Raw genomic sequence first — 16,178 nt, 5'->3', positions numbered from 1 at the left:
ATTAAAAAAAATTATATTTTGCATAAAAAAACTATACTAAATATCATTTATGAAAGAAATTCGGCTTCAAAATTTCATTCGGATACGGTTTATGATAAATATGAGTGGTAGCTGGCGACAACGGTGGAATGAGCCACACCCAATTGCCAGTGACAACCCGTCCACATGATGCTTCTTGCTTCTCAAATTGTTGAAATTGTTGTGCAGCTGTATGATGGTCAACAATACTCACTCCTTGTTTTTTAAAGGAATGTAAAACCGCTACATTTAATTCAACTAACGCTTTATCTTTCCACAACGTACTGTTTCTCGATGTATCTAGATTCATCATCTCCGCAACTGCCGGAAGTAAATTATAACGATCATGATCTGCTAAGTTACGTGCCCCAATCTCTGTTCCCATATACCATCCATTAAACGGAGCTGCTGTATAGGAAATACCGCCAATTTCTAAGCGCATATCTGAAATCATTGGAACCCCATACCATTTTGCTCCAAGTGATGAAATCGGGTATTCTGGATGTTCAATTGAAACTTCTTTTACTTCTTCTTTCGGAATTTCTTTATATATAGGCGCTTTTCCATCTATAGAAAACACAAGTGGCAATACATCAAAATTCGTGCCTTCTCCTTGCCAGCCAAGTTTCTGACAAAAGTCTGTAAATGCAGTGGAATGAGAGTCACCAATCAATCCCATTTCTGTTTTATATCCTGCATATCGAATTAATTGATGATTATAAATTCGTATATTATTTTCTTCACCTTGATATTGCTTAAAAATTGTAATTGTCGGTCTCACTTTTCCTTCGTTCGTTGCATATTTAATATGATGAATTAATGCATTATATACACCTTCCTCATCATTTACTTCACGTGCATCTAATATGTGCATCTTACTCCAAAATAGTCTTCCGATACATCGATTACTATTGCGCCATGCCATTCGCGATCCATGAACAAGTTCTTCAAATGTATGTTCATACGTCCCTGTCTTCTCTATCTCAGCTTGAATTTCTTTCATGCGTTCTTCTATGAATTGTTCTTTATTAAGCTCTTTATAGCAAATCGTAATAAACTGACTCGCTTCCTCTATTAATTGTTTCGTTTTACTCATAAACAATCTCCTTCTATTTCAACAAAACGTTCTACTTTACAGTATAAGCAAAAAGAATAAGAGTAACAAATGAAAGTCGAAGTGTTACTTTTATTGTAATATTTTTCAGAAAATTAAAGAGATTACTATTGACTTGTATAAAAAATAGGTGTATTTTTGACTCAGGTAAATTATTTTTACCTAGACCAACTTTTAGGAGGAAAGGAGGGAATGTCATGTCTTCATTTCAATTGCCAAAGCTTTCATATGACTATGATGAACTAGAGCCATATATCGATAGCAACACACTTTCTATTCATCACAAGAAGCACCATGCGACATACGTAAATAATTTGAATGCTGCATTAGAAAACTATTCAGAATTACATAATAAATCTTTAGAAGAGTTACTATGTAATTTAGACACTTTACCAAAGGAAATTCTTACAGCTGTAAGAAATAACGGTGGTGGACATTATTGTCATAGTCTTTTTTGGGAAGTAATGAGCCCACGGGGTGGCGGCGAGCCTAATGGAGACGTTGCAAAAGTAATTGATTATTATTTCAATACCTTTGACAACTTAAAAGATCAACTGTCTAAAGCAGCAATTAGCCGTTTTGGAAGTGGTTATGGATGGCTTGTCCTTGATGGTGAAGAACTTACTGTAATGAGTACACCTAATCAAGATACACCTTTGCAAGAAGGTAAGATTCCATTACTCGTCATTGATGTATGGGAACATGCCTATTATTTAAAGTACCAAAATCGTCGCCCAGAATTTGTTACCAACTGGTGGCATACAGTGAACTGGGACCGGGTAAATGAAAAGTATTTACAAGCAATTCAATCACAAAAACACTAGTCGTGCGTATAAGGTAAGTTTGGTAATGTAAAATTAGTATTGTCGAAATCCTCCAGAATCCCCCGGATTGCCACCGGGGGATTTATGATTATTTCATTGCATGTATGTAATAACGTAATACTTTTTCTATTTCTATTTTCAACTCTCGGAATAGGAATCCTAATTCATTAGCTTTTCCATTATGTAATGTACAATTAGTCACTTCATTATAAGGTGCTACATTGTCTCCTGCTTCTTGAACAAGTACTTTTATTCCCGTAGTTTCTTCTATGAAATGAATAATATCCCGAGCAGAAACTACCCCGTTGCTACAAGCATTAATTGGCCCTTCTATGTCTTTCATCCCGCACCAAACTAAAAATTCCCCTGCTTCTTCTTCATGTATAAACGACAACTTTCCATCTAGATGATTCACTGCGACAGGTTCTTCTCTCACGATATGTTCAACGTAAAATTGTAACCTTTTCGTATAATCGTTTTCTCCAATAACAACCGGAAAACGAACTGCAACAACTGGGAATGTTGCTTGTTGAAATACAACGGCTTCGGCTAATCTCTTTCCTTCACCATAATTGAAGTCATTCCTATCTCCATACGCGATTGCATACTCGTACGGATTGAAGTCTTCTTCTGATAAGTTTAGTGTAGGTTCATAGACGGCCATTGAAGATGTCATAACGTATTTCTTCGTTTTCCCTCGTAACACTTCACATATTATCTTCGCTGCATTCGAGCTATAGCATAAATTATCGTATACAATATCATAACTTTTATCTTCTAGACGCTCTGCTAGTTGTTTTTCATCTTCTCTATCTACAATAAGTCTTTTTACTGCACTTCCAAAAGAATCTTCCGTAATTCCTCTCGTCGCAATCGTTACATCGTGCCCATCTTGCAAAAGCGCTTCTACTAAATGTTTACCAAAAAATCTTGTTCCCCCTAGCACCAATACTTTTTTCAACTTCATCATCCCCTTTTTAATAAATTGTAAAATACTACCTCTCTATTATAAATGCTAACATATAAAAAGCATGGAATTAGTGTAACGATTCCATGCTTTTCTACAGAAAATATATTAACGTACTCGATATTTATAAATACAATAACAGAAGTATAAAATAGAAATTACGGACACATAAACCCATAGTTCATATACGAATCCCTCTCCCCATACTCCCATAAAATAAAAGAGTGAAGGTAACGTCAATGTTACCCATGATTGTACGAAAGCAATCCTTCCAAGATATTGATTGATATTCTTTTTTTGTGTATTTAATACAAAGAATAAATACCAAAGTAATGCCCACATAAACCACGTTAACGCATTAACAACATCATGGAATTGAACAAATGAAACAACCATATAGAATAAAGCAATAATTGCTACCCAAATACAAAACCACCCTAGACCGCTACTATCCATTCCCTTTATAAAGGTAACCCCTACATATAAATAGGTTAATCCAAATAAGAAAGTAGCTGCATATGAATACACTGTCCAATTGCTTTGGTCAGAAATCATGATCAGATAGAACGGAATAATAATTTGTAATGCCCCTACAAATAAATTAAAAACACCCGCACTTTTCATCTCTGCTTTTCCTAATATAACAAGACTATTTAAAAATAAAGCTGCACCCGAAAGTAATAATCCTACGTAACCCATATATCCTCATGTGAAAACCTTACATTTTCACACTGTCCCTCCCCATCTTGTAAAAATTATATTATTCCTTATTCTCCTTCTTACTTACAACTACATACAAAGTTTTTCCGAATATAAGTCAGACTTCCTACCTTAAAAAACAATAAAAAAATCCTTTCGATACATGTCATACAGTAATCATGCCCATCGAAATGTATCACATAATAAAAACGCTTTCAATAATACGTAATTCAATCAAAAAGCTAATGATTATTTGATTATAAACGCACTTTACCAATGATACAAGTATTGGAATATTATTCAATATTACGTTTTTTATTTCTATAAAAAATTAATAGAATGATACACTTTCCCTATTTCATTCTATCAATCATCTGCATAGAATATTGTACAATCATATTAAATTAGAAAGGTCTGATATTTATGCCTCTTCATTATCCACATCAAGCTGTTATTCATTCAACAGGTGTATTAACAAGAGAGCCTGCAACAGTTTCAGCAGTAATAAACATTGTAAATTTAGATGCATATTATGCACACTATATAAATATAGAGGTTTGGGATTGGTCTAACTATTCTAGTCCTGTAAAATTACCTGTACTCATTAGTGGAGATACAGTTGTAGAATTTCCATACCTTTTACAAGGCAACAATCTAGCAGTATTTTATGCTAATTTAGATGAAGCTATTAATTTGTATGAAATTCGTATTTCTTATCCTACTCACTCCAATATTATTGCAAATTGTTTCGGACGAAGCGTACCGCCTTATACAAGCCAAGAAGGTAATACGGTGTATCATAAACAACTTGTTCGCATTCATTAATAGTTCTTTCCAGTATCTAAAATTGATATAGAACAAATTGCTGTTCAAACGCTATGATCAGTAATATGTTCTCTTTCCTAAAGTGAACATATTACCGATTTCAAGCAACATAATAAAGATTACAATTTATTGTATACATAAAAGAATAAGAGAATACTTTACTAACTATCTTAAATCATCTGATATCCATTTTTATTATTTACTTGCCATCTCCAAGAATCTACACACATCTCTTCTAACCCATATTCCGCTTCCCATCCTAATTCTCGTTTCGCTTTAGATACATCAGCAAAACAGATTGCTACATCACCAGGACGACGTCCTATCACTTTATAAGGTATCTTTTTACCCGAAATCTTCTCAAAAGCCTTTACCATCTCCAATACACTATACCCTTTACCTGTGCCAAGATTATACGCTTCGATTCCTTTCGTCTTAAGTACTTTCTCAAGTGCCTTTACATGCCCTTTTGCAAGGTCAACAACGTGGATATAATCACGGACACCCGTCCCATCTTTCGTTGGATAATCGTTTCCGAATATATTTAGCTCTTTTAACTTACCTATGGCTACCTGCGTTACATATGGCATTAAATTATTCGGAATCCCATTTGGATCTTCACCAATACGGCCACTTTGATGTGCTCCAAATGGATTAAAATAACGAAGTAACGCAATACTCCATTCATCATCAGCTTTTGCTACATCACGCATAATTTGCTCAATCATTAATTTTGTTTGTCCATACGGATTTGTCACACTCAGCGGAAATTCTTCTGTAATTGGTGATGTTTTTGGAATTCCATATACAGTTGCAGATGAACTAAAAATAAAATTTTTAACATTATGTGTCTGCATCACATCACATAGTATGATTGTACTTATTATATTATTATAATAATATGTAAGCGGAATTGTAGTCGATTCCCCCACTGCTTTGAATCCAGCAAAATGTATAACTGCTTCAATGTTATTTTCCAAAAAAATCTCATTCATTTTTTCACGATTTAAAACACTTTCTTTATAAAATTCAAATTGTTTTCCTGTTATTTCTTTTACTCGGTTTAAGGACTCGATTGAACTATTTGAAAGATTATCTACAACTATAATTTTATAATTATTATTTAATAATTCTATACATGTATGACTACCAATATATCCTGCTCCACCCGTTATAAGTATCGCCATATATATAGTCCCCCACTAATTATTAATTATAAAATTTTATAACCTCAATACACATATATCCTACCATAAAAAGACTGATAATTCTAAAAATTATTTTCGATTATTATTTATATAAAAAAGAGCCACATAACCTTTACGTTATGCAACTCTTCAACATACATATGTGTCTATATCTTTTTTTATTAATCGAGAAAAATAAAAATCAATCGGAAATTTTATATTGTTAAATTACATAGCAATATACACTTAAAAAGTGGGCAAGGCTTCCCAATAACACGAAAACGTGAAAAATTTCATGATGCCCCAAATGGTTAAACTCTAACCATTTTGGCTTTGTTCCATAAATAAATCCACCAATTGTATAAAAAATACCTCCAAGCACTAGGAGCACCATACCTCCTGTACTTAAGTTAGCAGCTAATGGCGCAAAGAACAGAACAATTAACCAGCCCATTGTAATATAAATTGCTGTTGATAACCATCTCGGGCAATTGAACCAAAACATTTTAAAAACAATACCACAAACGGCAGTTGCGTAAACTAAACAAAATAATAATAAACCGTGTGCGGAATGTAATGTAATTAAACAAAATGGTGCATATGTACCTGCAATCAATATAAAAATCATAGAGTGATCAAGCTTCCTAAAGAAATAAATAACACGTTCACTGGCTACAACACTATGATATACAGCTGATGCCGTATACAGAACCATCATTCCGATGCCAAACAAAATAACAGCTGTAATTGCCGCAAAAGATGGCATCTTAATAGAAACTTTTACAAGCATAGCTAGTAATGCAATAAATGATAATATAGCTCCTCCAAAATGGGTAAAAGCATTAACCGGTTCTCTTATATAAGCATTCATATAAACACTCCTCATATAATTACATGTAGTTTTAATAACTATATGTAATTATATACACATTATTATTAGAGGTCAACATTTACAATTCATTTGTTTCGTAATACCATATTTAGAGATAAACTAAACATTATGCTCCACTAAGTTATAAAAGTGAGGGGTTCTACGTGGAAAATATAAATAAATTGCTTGAAACATTACATTTAGAAAAAAATATTACACTGGAAGACATTCCAAATGTCGATTTGTATGTAGACCAGGTTGTCCAACTATTTGAAAATACTTATACGGATACAACAAGAACCGATGATGAAAAGGTATTAACAAAAACAATGATTAACAATTATGCAAAAGGTAAATTGTTTATTCCAATCAAAAATAAAAAATACTCAAAAGAGCATATGATTTTAATCAGTTTAATTTATCAATTAAAAGGGGCTCTTTCCATTAATGACATAAAAAGTTCCTTAGAACATATAAATGAATCCTTATTAAGCGATGATTCATTCGAATTAAATACGCTATATAAAGATTATCTTACTCTTACCGAAAACAACGTCGAAAGCTTTAAACAAGATGTAAATAACCGTGTTTCAGAAGTAAGTGAGATTTCTTCCTTAGAAGATCCAAAACTAGAAAAGTTTCTATTACTAAACTCCTTAGTGAACATGAGTAATATGTATAGACGTTTAGCAGAGAAGTTAGTCGATGATTTAAAAGGATCTTAAACAAAAAAACTATCCACCTATTAAAGTGGATAGTTTTTTTGTTTACTTATTTGCCTCATGAACTTTCAATTGCTTACCTTTTATCGTTGTATTTCTCATAACCTTTAAAACAAGTGGTCCTTTTCCGTTTAATATTTCAACATAAGAAACATTATCCTGTATTGTAATAATGCCTATATCTTCAGCGGAAACACCTTGAATTTTAGCAATTGTACCGACGAAATCCACCGCTCTAATTTTCTTTTTCTTTCCGCCATTAAAGTATAATTTCATAATTCCTTTATTTATATCCGCATTCTTATCCTTCTTGATCATTGGTTTAGCGTGTATTTTTTCTTCAAATGCAGCTTTCCCTTTTATAACTTCTTCTTTTGAAGGTGCGTGTGCCTTCGGAATTGCAAAACCGATGTACGCCTCAATCTCCTCTAAAAATCGATCTTCATAAGGCGTTATAAATGTAATGGCCTTTCCGCTATTACCAGCTCGTCCTGTTCTTCCTGTACGGTGTACATAGCTTTCTTTCTCTAATGGAATATCATAATTAATAACATGTGTAATATTATCAATATCAATTCCTCTCGCAGCTACATCCGTTGCTACTAAATAACGGAACTTTCCTTTTCTAAAATCATCCATCACTTCAAAACGATCTTCCTGTACCATACCACCGTGTATTTTGTCACAAGGATAATTAACTCGTTTTAGCTGTCTATATACATGATCTACGTTTTCTTGTGTACGACAGAAAATAATGCAACTGTCTGGATTTTCAATCGTGGTTACATCCTTAAGAAGTGAAAGTTTCTCTTCTTCTCTTACTTCAAAAAGGGTATGTTCAATTTTATCTGTTGTAATCCCAGCCGCCTTAATTTCAATATGAGTTGGTGCATTCATATATGTACGGGATAACCTTTCAACATCTTCCGGTAAGGTTGCTGAAAATAGCATTGTCATTCTTTTTGTAGGTAATTCATCAATAATTGCCTCTACTTGATCGATAAAGCCCATGTTTAGCATTTCATCTGCTTCATCAATCACTAAATATTTTAACCGCTCTAAAGAAAGGGTCCCTTTTTCAATATGATCCAATACACGTCCTGGAGTCCCTACTACAATATGCGTCTTTTGCTTTAACTCTAATTTTTGACGTGCAAATGGGGATTTCCCATAAATTGCAGCAGCTTTAACTCTCTTGAATCGCCCTATATTCGTAATATCTTCTTTTACTTGAACAGCAAGTTCCCTCGTTGGTGTTAAAACTAACGCTTGTGGTTTATTCTCTTCCCACTCTACCATTTCACAAAGTGGTATACCGAACGAAGCCGTTTTTCCACTTCCCGTTTGCGACTTTACAACAAGATCCTTCTTTTGCAATGCAACTGGGATAACCTCTCCTTGCACTTCTGTTGGATGCTCATATCCTAAACCAGTAAGTGCTCGTCTTATCTCTTTACTTAATGCATAATTACTAAAACTTTTTTTACTCATATATTAACCTCATTTGATTTTATATTTAACCTATTATGTTCTTCATACCTCACTTTAGACTATAGTAAGATACTATATTAATCCACTGTTTTTAATTCGTTTAAACTTAAATTTATCTAAGTATAATTTTAAAATAGTAAAGGGCAGCCTTAATAATAAGTCTGCCCTATCTATACCATATTCATTTTTTACGGAACTAGTTTTTTCACAACTGGTATTCTTTGCAATACTAACGTAATTACCATACTAAGAACAATTGTAATCGTTACATTAATAGGTATCGCCAATATTGCATGCACACGCTCATTCACCTTAGGGAAAACCATGTACAACAAGTTATTTAATAAGAAGAAGTGAAGAATATAGATTCCAAGGCTTGCTTGATTTATAAAACGGAATAACAATGGTAATTCTCGTTCTGATTTTTGGAATGCATATTTAAAAAATATAAATAATCCAATCGCCATTAGTACGACACCTGGCGCAAAATATCCATACCAAAACTGCTCTAACTGCCCATTTGCTTTTACTGTATAGTAATACGTAATAAAGAATGTACTAATAAATCCTACGAATCCTCCAATGTAAGAAATATTTCTCCATTTTTTTGAAATATCAAAATTAGATAGATAATAACCAAGTAAGAAATACCCTACATAATTTGTAACGTAAAATAATTCAATATTAAAGTTGATAGGATAATAATATTTAACTAAATTGACTACAACAGACGCATATAGCCATAAAATTAAAAAGTATTCTATCTCTCTTTTTTTAGCGTTCTTCACAAAGATTTTCAGTAGCGGTGTAATTAAATATATCCCTACAATCATGTATAAGAACCATAAATGTCCCCCAATAGTATCCGTTAAAAAGTGCTTTACCCCTTGCTTTAAAGATGCTGGAAAATACCCTGCATAGGCTCCATATGCATAAAATATAGCGCTCCAAGCTACAAAAGGTATAATCACTTTACTTGCGCGCTTCTGTAAAAATTCCCCGACTGAAATATCCTTTGTCCCTTTTAACAATAAAGCCCCACTAATCATTACAAAAATCGGAACACTCGCACGTGAAATCGATTCAAATAAATTACCAGCCATCCAGCGTGAAGCATTATTTGCATCTAAAACAGAAACATAACCAGCAGAAACGTGAATTGTAACAACTGCGATTGTCGCTAATACTCGCAACCAATCCATATATACTAGACGCTTCATTAGTACTCCTCCTAAAATTCCCTCTTTAACTTTTATTTTCCAAACATAATTTTACATCAAATAATACTATGTTTAAACACATTTTTATTACAAGAACCGACAAAGTATGTGGGTAAACTTTAATTTTCAAATATAAACATGAAAACCTTTGACTTATGAGTGAAAATAATGTAAATTATCTTTTGGACGAACATTTTTAAACAAACTTAATAAAATATTCGTATTTTAGGGGTGTAAATGATGGAAAACGTATTCGACTATGAAGATATTCAATTAATTCCTGCAAAATGCATTGTAAATAGCCGCTCTGAATGTGATACAACTGTCACTTTAGGAAAACATAAATTTAAATTACCTGTCGTACCTGCAAACATGCAAACGATTATTGATGAAAGAATTGCAACTTATTTAGCTGAAAATAATTACTTCTATATCATGCATCGTTTCCAACCAGAGAAACGAATCTCATTCATTAGAGATATGCAATCACGTGGATTAATCGCTTCTATTAGCGTTGGTGTAAAAGAGGACGAGTATGAATTCGTACAACAATTAGCTGCTGAGCACCTTACGCCTGAATACATCACGATTGATATCGCGCATGGACATTCTAATGCTGTAATCAACATGATTCAACATATTAAAAAGCATTTACCAGAAAGCTTCGTTATCGCTGGAAACGTTGGAACTCCAGAAGCGGTAAGAGAATTAGAAAACGCTGGTGCTGACGCAACAAAAGTTGGTATTGGACCTGGTAAAGTTTGTATTACTAAAATTAAAACAGGCTTTGGAACTGGCGGTTGGCAACTAGCTGCACTTCGCTGGTGTGCAAAAGCTGCAAGTAAGCCAATTATCGCTGACGGTGGTATTCGTACACACGGCGATGTAGCTAAATCTATTCGATTTGGGGCGACTATGGTTATGATCGGTTCTCTATTCGCTGGTCACGAAGAGTCTCCAGGGGAAACAATCGAAAAAGACGGCAAACTTTATAAAGAGTACTTCGGTTCAGCTTCTGAATTCCAAAAGGGTGAGAAGAAAAATGTTGAAGGTAAGAAAATGTTCGTTGAGCATAAAGGTTCTTTAGAAGACACTTTAATCGAAATGGAACAAGATCTTCAATCTTCTATCTCTTACGCTGGTGGAACAAAATTAGACTCAATTCGTACTGTGGATTATGTAGTTGTGAAAAACTCTATTTTCAACGGTGATAAAGTATATTAATTTTAAAATTTAACTCGAAGGACAAGTATTTTTATACTTGTCCTTCTTTTCATATATAAAAATGTTAAATATTTTCATTTTACTGAATTTTCTAGTATCATGTTTTTAGATACTTATAATAAGGGGGATATAATAAATGAAAGATGTAATTGAGAAACGCCATATTCGTGCAGAAGTTCCTACTGAACTAACATGGGACCTCTCTGATTTATACGAATCTGATAAAGAGTGGGAAACTGCATTACGTGTATTAACAGATGATATAAAAAAACTTGATGCGTTTAAAGGGCAATTACACAATAGCCCCACTACATTATTACATTGCCTACTTTTAGAAGAAGAGCTTTTAATGAAGTTAACAAAACTATACTCCTATGCAAATTTAAAAGAATCTACTGATCGTACAAATCCAGTTATTCAAGCAAACTCTTCCAAAATTGCTGCTTTATGGACGAAAGTACATACTGCACTATCCTTTATTCACAATGAAATCCTCTCATTCGATGAAGGCACAATTGAAAAATATTTAACTGAAGAAACAAAACTTGAACCTTTCCGTAAATCATTACTAGACATACTGCAAAAAAGGCCGCACACGCTCTCTCCTGAAACAGAAGAGGTTCTTGCTGCGCTTGGCGAAGTACATAGTTCTCCATACAAAATTTACGGTATGACTAAATTAGCCGATATGGATTTTACCTCCATACAAGACGAACAAGGAAAGGAACTCCCTGTCTCATTTGCATTATTTGAGAGCAAATATGAGTTTTCTCCAAGCGTAGACATACGTAGAAAAGCATACTCATCATTTATTTCCACCTTGAAACGATATAAAAATACCGTGGCAACAACATATGCGACTGAAGTAAAAAAACAAGTAACACTTTCTCGTTTACGCAAATTTGAATCTGTTACTCATATGCTTTTAGAACCACAAAAAGTCCCACTTGAAATGTATAACAATCAACTTGATATTATTTATAAAGAATTAGCGCCTCATATGCGCCGTTTTGCAGATTTAAAAAAGAGAGTATTAGGACTCGATCAAATACTGTTCTGCGACTTACATGCACCTTTAGATCCCGAATTTAATCCGGCAATTACTTACGAAGAAGCTGGAAAACTTATTCAAGACTCTTTACAAGTACTCGGCGATGAATATAGTTCCATTATCGAAAAAGGATTCAAAGAAAGATGGGTCGATCTTGCAGATAACGTAGGCAAATCAACTGGAGCATTTTGTTCAAGCCCGTATGGTTCCCATCCATACATTTTAATTACATGGCAAAATACGATGCGTGGATGCTTCACATTAGCCCATGAATTTGGGCATGCTGGTCATTTTTATTTAGCAAATAAAAACCAGCGTATTATGAATGTACGTCCATCTATGTACTTTGTTGAAGCACCATCTACAATGAATGAATTATTATTAGCCCAGCATTTATTAGCGACTACTGACGATAAGAGAATGCACAGATGGGTAATTCTGCAACTACTCGGCACATATTATCACAACTTTGTTACTCACTTACTTGAGGGAGAATACCAAAGAAGAGTGTACACGCTAGCAGAAGAAGGAGAAGCACTTACAGCCACAACTTTAACTGAAATAAAAACAAATGTACTTTCGACATTCTGGGGTGATTCTGTAGAAATTGACGAAGGCGCTGGCTTAACTTGGATGCGTCAACCTCATTATTATATGGGCTTATATTCTTACACCTATTCCGCAGGCCTCACTGCATCCACTGCCGTAGCTCAAATGATAAAAGAGGAAGGACAACCTGCCGTTGATCGCTGGTTAGATGTACTTCGCGCTGGTGGTACGATGAAACCACTTGAATTAATGAAACACGCCGGAGTAGATATGTCAAAACCAGATGCAATCCGCAGGGCTGTTTCTTACGTCGGTTCCTTAATCGATGAATTAGAGCGCTCTTATCAAGAATAAAAAAATAAGCCCTCGCTTTATGAGGGCTTATTTCATATTTACTTTCCAAATCTTTTACGGTAGCCACATTTTCTACATAGCTCTTCGACTGCAACTCTTTTCGAAAATCCATCGACAATGTTTGTTGCTCTCTCACCTTCTATAATGTTAGAAAATGAATCATTATTAATGTTCCCAAGGTTAATAATTCCCTCGCCATCTAAACAACAAGGAATAACCGTTCCGTTCGCTAAAATACCCGCTTGATTTCGAAGACCATGACAGAATCCTTTTCCATCATCCTCTTCTTCATGCAATGCTGGCCACTGGAATTCATAGTCTTGATTAATAAAGACACGTTCCGCAATTTTTATACCTTTTCCTGGTGTAAGCTTCTCTTCAATTTGATAAGATAAATCAAACTCATTTTCAATGATAGATAATAACTCTCTATTTTTCTGGATTTCAGCATTTGTTTTATTATCCTGCGTTAAATTCCATAATCTAAGTGAAACAATTAAATCCGATTGACTTGTGGCCTCTCTAATGAAGGAAAGTATACTTCTTACATATCCTTCTTTATCTTGTGAACCTGGATGTCCATCAAAACTATGCAATGAAAAATTCATTTGTCTTAAAGCAGGCTTATTTAACAGTCTATGCCTTCTCTTATTAATTAACGTTCCGTTCGTTGTAATATTAACTTTAAACCCTTTTTCATGGCTTAAATCTAACAGTTGATCTATTTTCGGGTGTAGCAACGGCTCACCCTTTACGTGCAAATAAATGTAGTCTGTGTGAGGTTTAATTTGGTCTAATCTTTTAGCAAAATCCTCCACAGAAATGAATTGCTTCTGCCTTTCCGTCGGCGGACAAAAGCTGCACGCAAGATTACATACACTCGTAATCTCCAAGTAAAATTTCTTAAACTTCTTCACCTTTAATTCCTCACTTCTATGACTACTTATACTTTTTTCCTCTTCATATTACATCACACTTTTTTAGAAATAGAAACATACTTATTTTAGGAAATCTATATACCACCTATTAATATGTAAAAGACCATCGGTGATTTTTGTCCAATGGTCTTTTTTACTCTTTTTATATACAAAAAGTAATTTTATTTATGATACGGTTCCCCACGATTAATACGAAATGCTCTATACACTTGCTCAAGCAATACTAATCTCATTAATTGGTGTGGTAATGTCATTTTTGAAAAAGAAAGAGATTCATTTGAACGCTTCATTACTTCTGAACTTAATCCAAGTGATCCACCAATTACGAATGCAACTTTACTCTTTCCATATGTAGCAAGACGATCTAAACTTACCGCAAATTCTTCTGATGATTTTTGCTTACCTTCTATCGCTAATGCAATCACGTGCGTATCATCAGAAATTTTATCCAGTATACGTATACCTTCTTTTTCTTTTACAATTAACATTTCTGCTTCACTTAAATTTTCTGGTGCCTTTTCATCTGGCAATTCAATTACTTCTACTTTTGCGTATGCAGATAATCTTTTTAAGTATTCTGCTATACCTTGTTTTAAATATTTTTCTTTTAATTTCCCAATTGAAATAATCGAGATATTCACACTTATTCCCCACCTTACAAACATGTTATCCACATAACTTATCCACATATCCACAATTGTTACCCACATATTGTGTGAGAATCTGTGTTCGATACAACATATGTCGCCTCATTTTGACAAAATTCACATGTTTTTTTCTCTTTTTCTGAGTTATCCACATTGTTAATAACTGGCGCAACTTCACACTCATCCACAATAATATCTAAAGCTAATTCAACATGTTCTAAACAACAAGGTAAATTCATATTCTTCACCTCACTTTTCTACAATAGAAAACAGGAGGTAGGCCCTCCTGTTTTTAATACTTTTGAATGCCTAGTTTAACCGTTGTTGTTGCTCGTTTTGTACCACGATAAAACGTAAGAGTCATTTTATCATTAATTTTTTTATCATATAAGGCCGTACGGAATCCGATAATATCGCGAACCGGTTTTCCATCTACTGCTACAATGACATCGTGTTCTCGTAAACCAGCATCTGCACCTGGTGAAGGACTTTTCACATCTAAAATACAAACTCCCTCTGTTACATTGCCTGGTAAATGCAATGTTTTTGACCAATAATAATTTGGAATTTCATTTAATGATCTAAGTTCAATTCCAACATACGGTCGCCTTACTTTTCCGTACTTCTCCAGCTCATTCATAATCGGAACAGCTCTAGTAACAGGAATAGCTAGTCCAATGCCTTCCACTTCTTTTGCTGCAATTTTCATCGAGTTAATACCAATTAATTGACCTGCCGCATTTACAAGTGCACCACCACTATTACCCGGATTAATTGCCGCGTCTGTTTGCAATACTTCTACTTGCCAATCATAATGTCCGTCTTGATCTAAATCTACAGGGACAATACGTTCATTAGCCGAAATAATGCCTTGTGTGACAGTCCCAGAAAATTGCAGCCCGAGTGGATTTCCAATCGCAATGACTGGTTCTCCTCTACGAACAGTGTTAGAATCGCCAATTTCAATTACCTTTTTCACATGCTTTGCATCAATTTCTAGTACAGCCAAATCTGTGACTACATCGGTTCCTAATACTTTTCCTGGAACCTTCTTACCGTCACTTAAACTTACTTCAATACGATTTGCTCCAGCAACAACATGATTATTTGTTACAATATAAGCTTGGCCATCTGCCTTTTTATAAATTACACCCGATCCTGTACCAGCTTCTGAATCTGCCTCTGAAAAATTATCTCGTTGGATATTAATAACGCCAACAACGGCTTCAGACGCACGATCAACAGCATCTACAAAGCTAATCTGTTTAATACCTTGAGCTTCGGCCATATTACTTCCACTTGCTTCAGCTTGCGGAAGCGCGCCCCCATCATTTGAAAATAAAGGAGCTCCAAATGCAAATAACGAAGCTCCTACAATTGTTCCTGCTATGCTAGAAATAACAATACCTTTATGCTTCTTTTTCTTTGCACGTTTCATACGATAATTTTCTTCATCAATAAAGGACATATTTGTTCA

Annotated in this window: 16 protein-coding genes; 5 read left to right on the top strand and 11 right to left on the bottom strand. The window is 34.2% G+C overall.

The window, feature by feature from the left end:
• Nucleotides 1-43 precede the first annotated feature (43 nt).
• A complete protein-coding gene (locus DN390_RS00475) occupies nucleotides 44-1,114 on the bottom strand; it encodes a nitric oxide synthase oxygenase (protein ID WP_147806351.1) in 1,071 nt (356 codons plus the stop codon).
• A gap of 215 nt (nucleotides 1,115-1,329) precedes the next feature.
• Between DN390_RS00475 and sodA the strand changes: the two genes are divergently transcribed.
• Nucleotides 1,330-1,956: a superoxide dismutase [Mn] gene (sodA, locus tag DN390_RS00465; RefSeq protein ID WP_147806350.1), complete on the top strand. Its 627-nt coding sequence runs from the start codon at nucleotides 1,330-1,332 to the stop codon at nucleotides 1,954-1,956.
• 88 nt (nucleotides 1,957-2,044) lie between these two features.
• Here sodA and DN390_RS00460 read toward each other — a convergent pair whose 3' ends face one another.
• Together DN390_RS00460 and DN390_RS00455 are read right to left on the bottom strand one after the other, a co-directional pair.
• A complete protein-coding gene (locus DN390_RS00460) occupies nucleotides 2,045-2,926 on the bottom strand; it encodes an NAD-dependent epimerase/dehydratase family protein (protein ID WP_147806349.1) in 882 nt (293 codons plus the stop codon).
• A 105-nt stretch (nucleotides 2,927-3,031) separates the two neighbouring features.
• A complete protein-coding gene (locus tag DN390_RS00455) occupies nucleotides 3,032-3,622 on the bottom strand; it encodes an AmiS/UreI family transporter (protein ID WP_000542569.1) in 591 nt (196 codons plus the stop codon).
• Nucleotides 3,623-4,045: 423 nt separating this feature from the next.
• Here DN390_RS00455 and DN390_RS00450 point away from each other — a divergent pair, with 423 nt between their 5' ends.
• Nucleotides 4,046-4,447, top strand: a complete 402-nt coding sequence (locus DN390_RS00450) for a hypothetical protein (protein ID WP_147806348.1) — start codon at nucleotides 4,046-4,048, stop codon at nucleotides 4,445-4,447.
• 170 nt (nucleotides 4,448-4,617) lie between these two features.
• Here the strand turns inward: DN390_RS00450 and galE are convergent, their stop codons facing one another.
• Together galE and trhA are read right to left on the bottom strand one after the other, a co-directional pair.
• The gene (gene galE, locus DN390_RS00445; RefSeq protein WP_098608588.1) at nucleotides 4,618-5,634 is read right to left on the bottom strand and encodes a UDP-glucose 4-epimerase GalE; all 1,017 of its coding nucleotides are present in this window, start codon (nucleotides 5,632-5,634) and stop codon (nucleotides 4,618-4,620) included.
• Between the two features lie 223 nt (nucleotides 5,635-5,857).
• Nucleotides 5,858-6,505 carry a PAQR family membrane homeostasis protein TrhA gene (gene trhA, locus DN390_RS00440; protein ID WP_147806347.1) on the bottom strand — a complete coding sequence of 216 codons (648 nt, stop codon included), beginning with the start codon at nucleotides 6,503-6,505 and terminating at the stop codon, nucleotides 5,858-5,860.
• Between the two features lie 164 nt (nucleotides 6,506-6,669).
• Between trhA and DN390_RS00435 the strand changes: the two genes are divergently transcribed.
• Nucleotides 6,670-7,230 (top strand): DUF1836 domain-containing protein, encoded by a 561-nt coding sequence (locus tag DN390_RS00435; RefSeq protein ID WP_060633054.1) that lies wholly within the window; start codon nucleotides 6,670-6,672, stop codon nucleotides 7,228-7,230.
• Nucleotides 7,231-7,272: 42 nt separating this feature from the next.
• On the opposite strand, the gene dbpA is transcribed toward DN390_RS00435, so the two are convergent.
• Together dbpA and DN390_RS00425 are read right to left on the bottom strand one after the other, a co-directional pair.
• Nucleotides 7,273-8,718 carry an ATP-dependent RNA helicase DbpA gene (gene dbpA, locus DN390_RS00430; RefSeq protein WP_147806346.1) on the bottom strand — a complete coding sequence of 482 codons (1,446 nt, stop codon included), beginning with the start codon at nucleotides 8,716-8,718 and terminating at the stop codon, nucleotides 7,273-7,275.
• Nucleotides 8,719-8,906: 188 nt separating this feature from the next.
• A complete protein-coding gene (locus DN390_RS00425) occupies nucleotides 8,907-9,938 on the bottom strand; it encodes an acyltransferase (RefSeq protein ID WP_097951332.1) in 1,032 nt (343 codons plus the stop codon).
• Nucleotides 9,939-10,178: 240 nt separating this feature from the next.
• Between DN390_RS00425 and guaC the strand changes: the two genes are divergently transcribed.
• Entirely contained in the window at nucleotides 10,179-11,162 is a 984-nt protein-coding gene (gene guaC / locus DN390_RS00420) for a GMP reductase (RefSeq protein WP_000432434.1), read from the top strand.
• A gap of 136 nt (nucleotides 11,163-11,298) precedes the next feature.
• Complete coding sequence (gene pepF / locus DN390_RS00415; protein ID WP_147806345.1) at nucleotides 11,299-13,116, top strand: oligoendopeptidase F; 1,818 nt, start codon at nucleotides 11,299-11,301, stop codon at nucleotides 13,114-13,116.
• 38 nt (nucleotides 13,117-13,154) lie between these two features.
• Here pepF and DN390_RS00410 read toward each other — a convergent pair whose 3' ends face one another.
• The 4 genes from DN390_RS00410 to DN390_RS00395 form a co-directional block, all read right to left on the bottom strand.
• Nucleotides 13,155-14,033: a radical SAM/SPASM domain-containing protein gene (locus DN390_RS00410; RefSeq protein ID WP_000713633.1), complete on the bottom strand. Its 879-nt coding sequence runs from the start codon at nucleotides 14,031-14,033 to the stop codon at nucleotides 13,155-13,157.
• A 182-nt stretch (nucleotides 14,034-14,215) separates the two neighbouring features.
• Entirely contained in the window at nucleotides 14,216-14,695 is a 480-nt protein-coding gene (rlmH, locus tag DN390_RS00405) for a 23S rRNA (pseudouridine(1915)-N(3))-methyltransferase RlmH (protein ID WP_001027003.1), read from the bottom strand.
• A 59-nt stretch (nucleotides 14,696-14,754) separates the two neighbouring features.
• Nucleotides 14,755-14,940 (bottom strand): CxxH/CxxC protein, encoded by a 186-nt coding sequence (locus DN390_RS00400; RefSeq protein ID WP_001052827.1) that lies wholly within the window; start codon nucleotides 14,938-14,940, stop codon nucleotides 14,755-14,757.
• A gap of 53 nt (nucleotides 14,941-14,993) precedes the next feature.
• A complete protein-coding gene (locus DN390_RS00395; RefSeq protein WP_097951330.1) occupies nucleotides 14,994-16,169 on the bottom strand; it encodes a S1C family serine protease in 1,176 nt (391 codons plus the stop codon).
• Nucleotides 16,170-16,178: the final 9 nt, after the last annotated feature.

This window comes from Bacillus sp. SH7-1, assembly GCF_008042405.1.
Lineage (GTDB): Bacteria > Bacillota > Bacilli > Bacillales > Bacillaceae_G > Bacillus_A > Bacillus_A thuringiensis_N.
The sequence above is the reverse complement of the archived record's forward strand: the minus strand, read 5'-3'. Positions and strand labels throughout refer to the sequence as shown.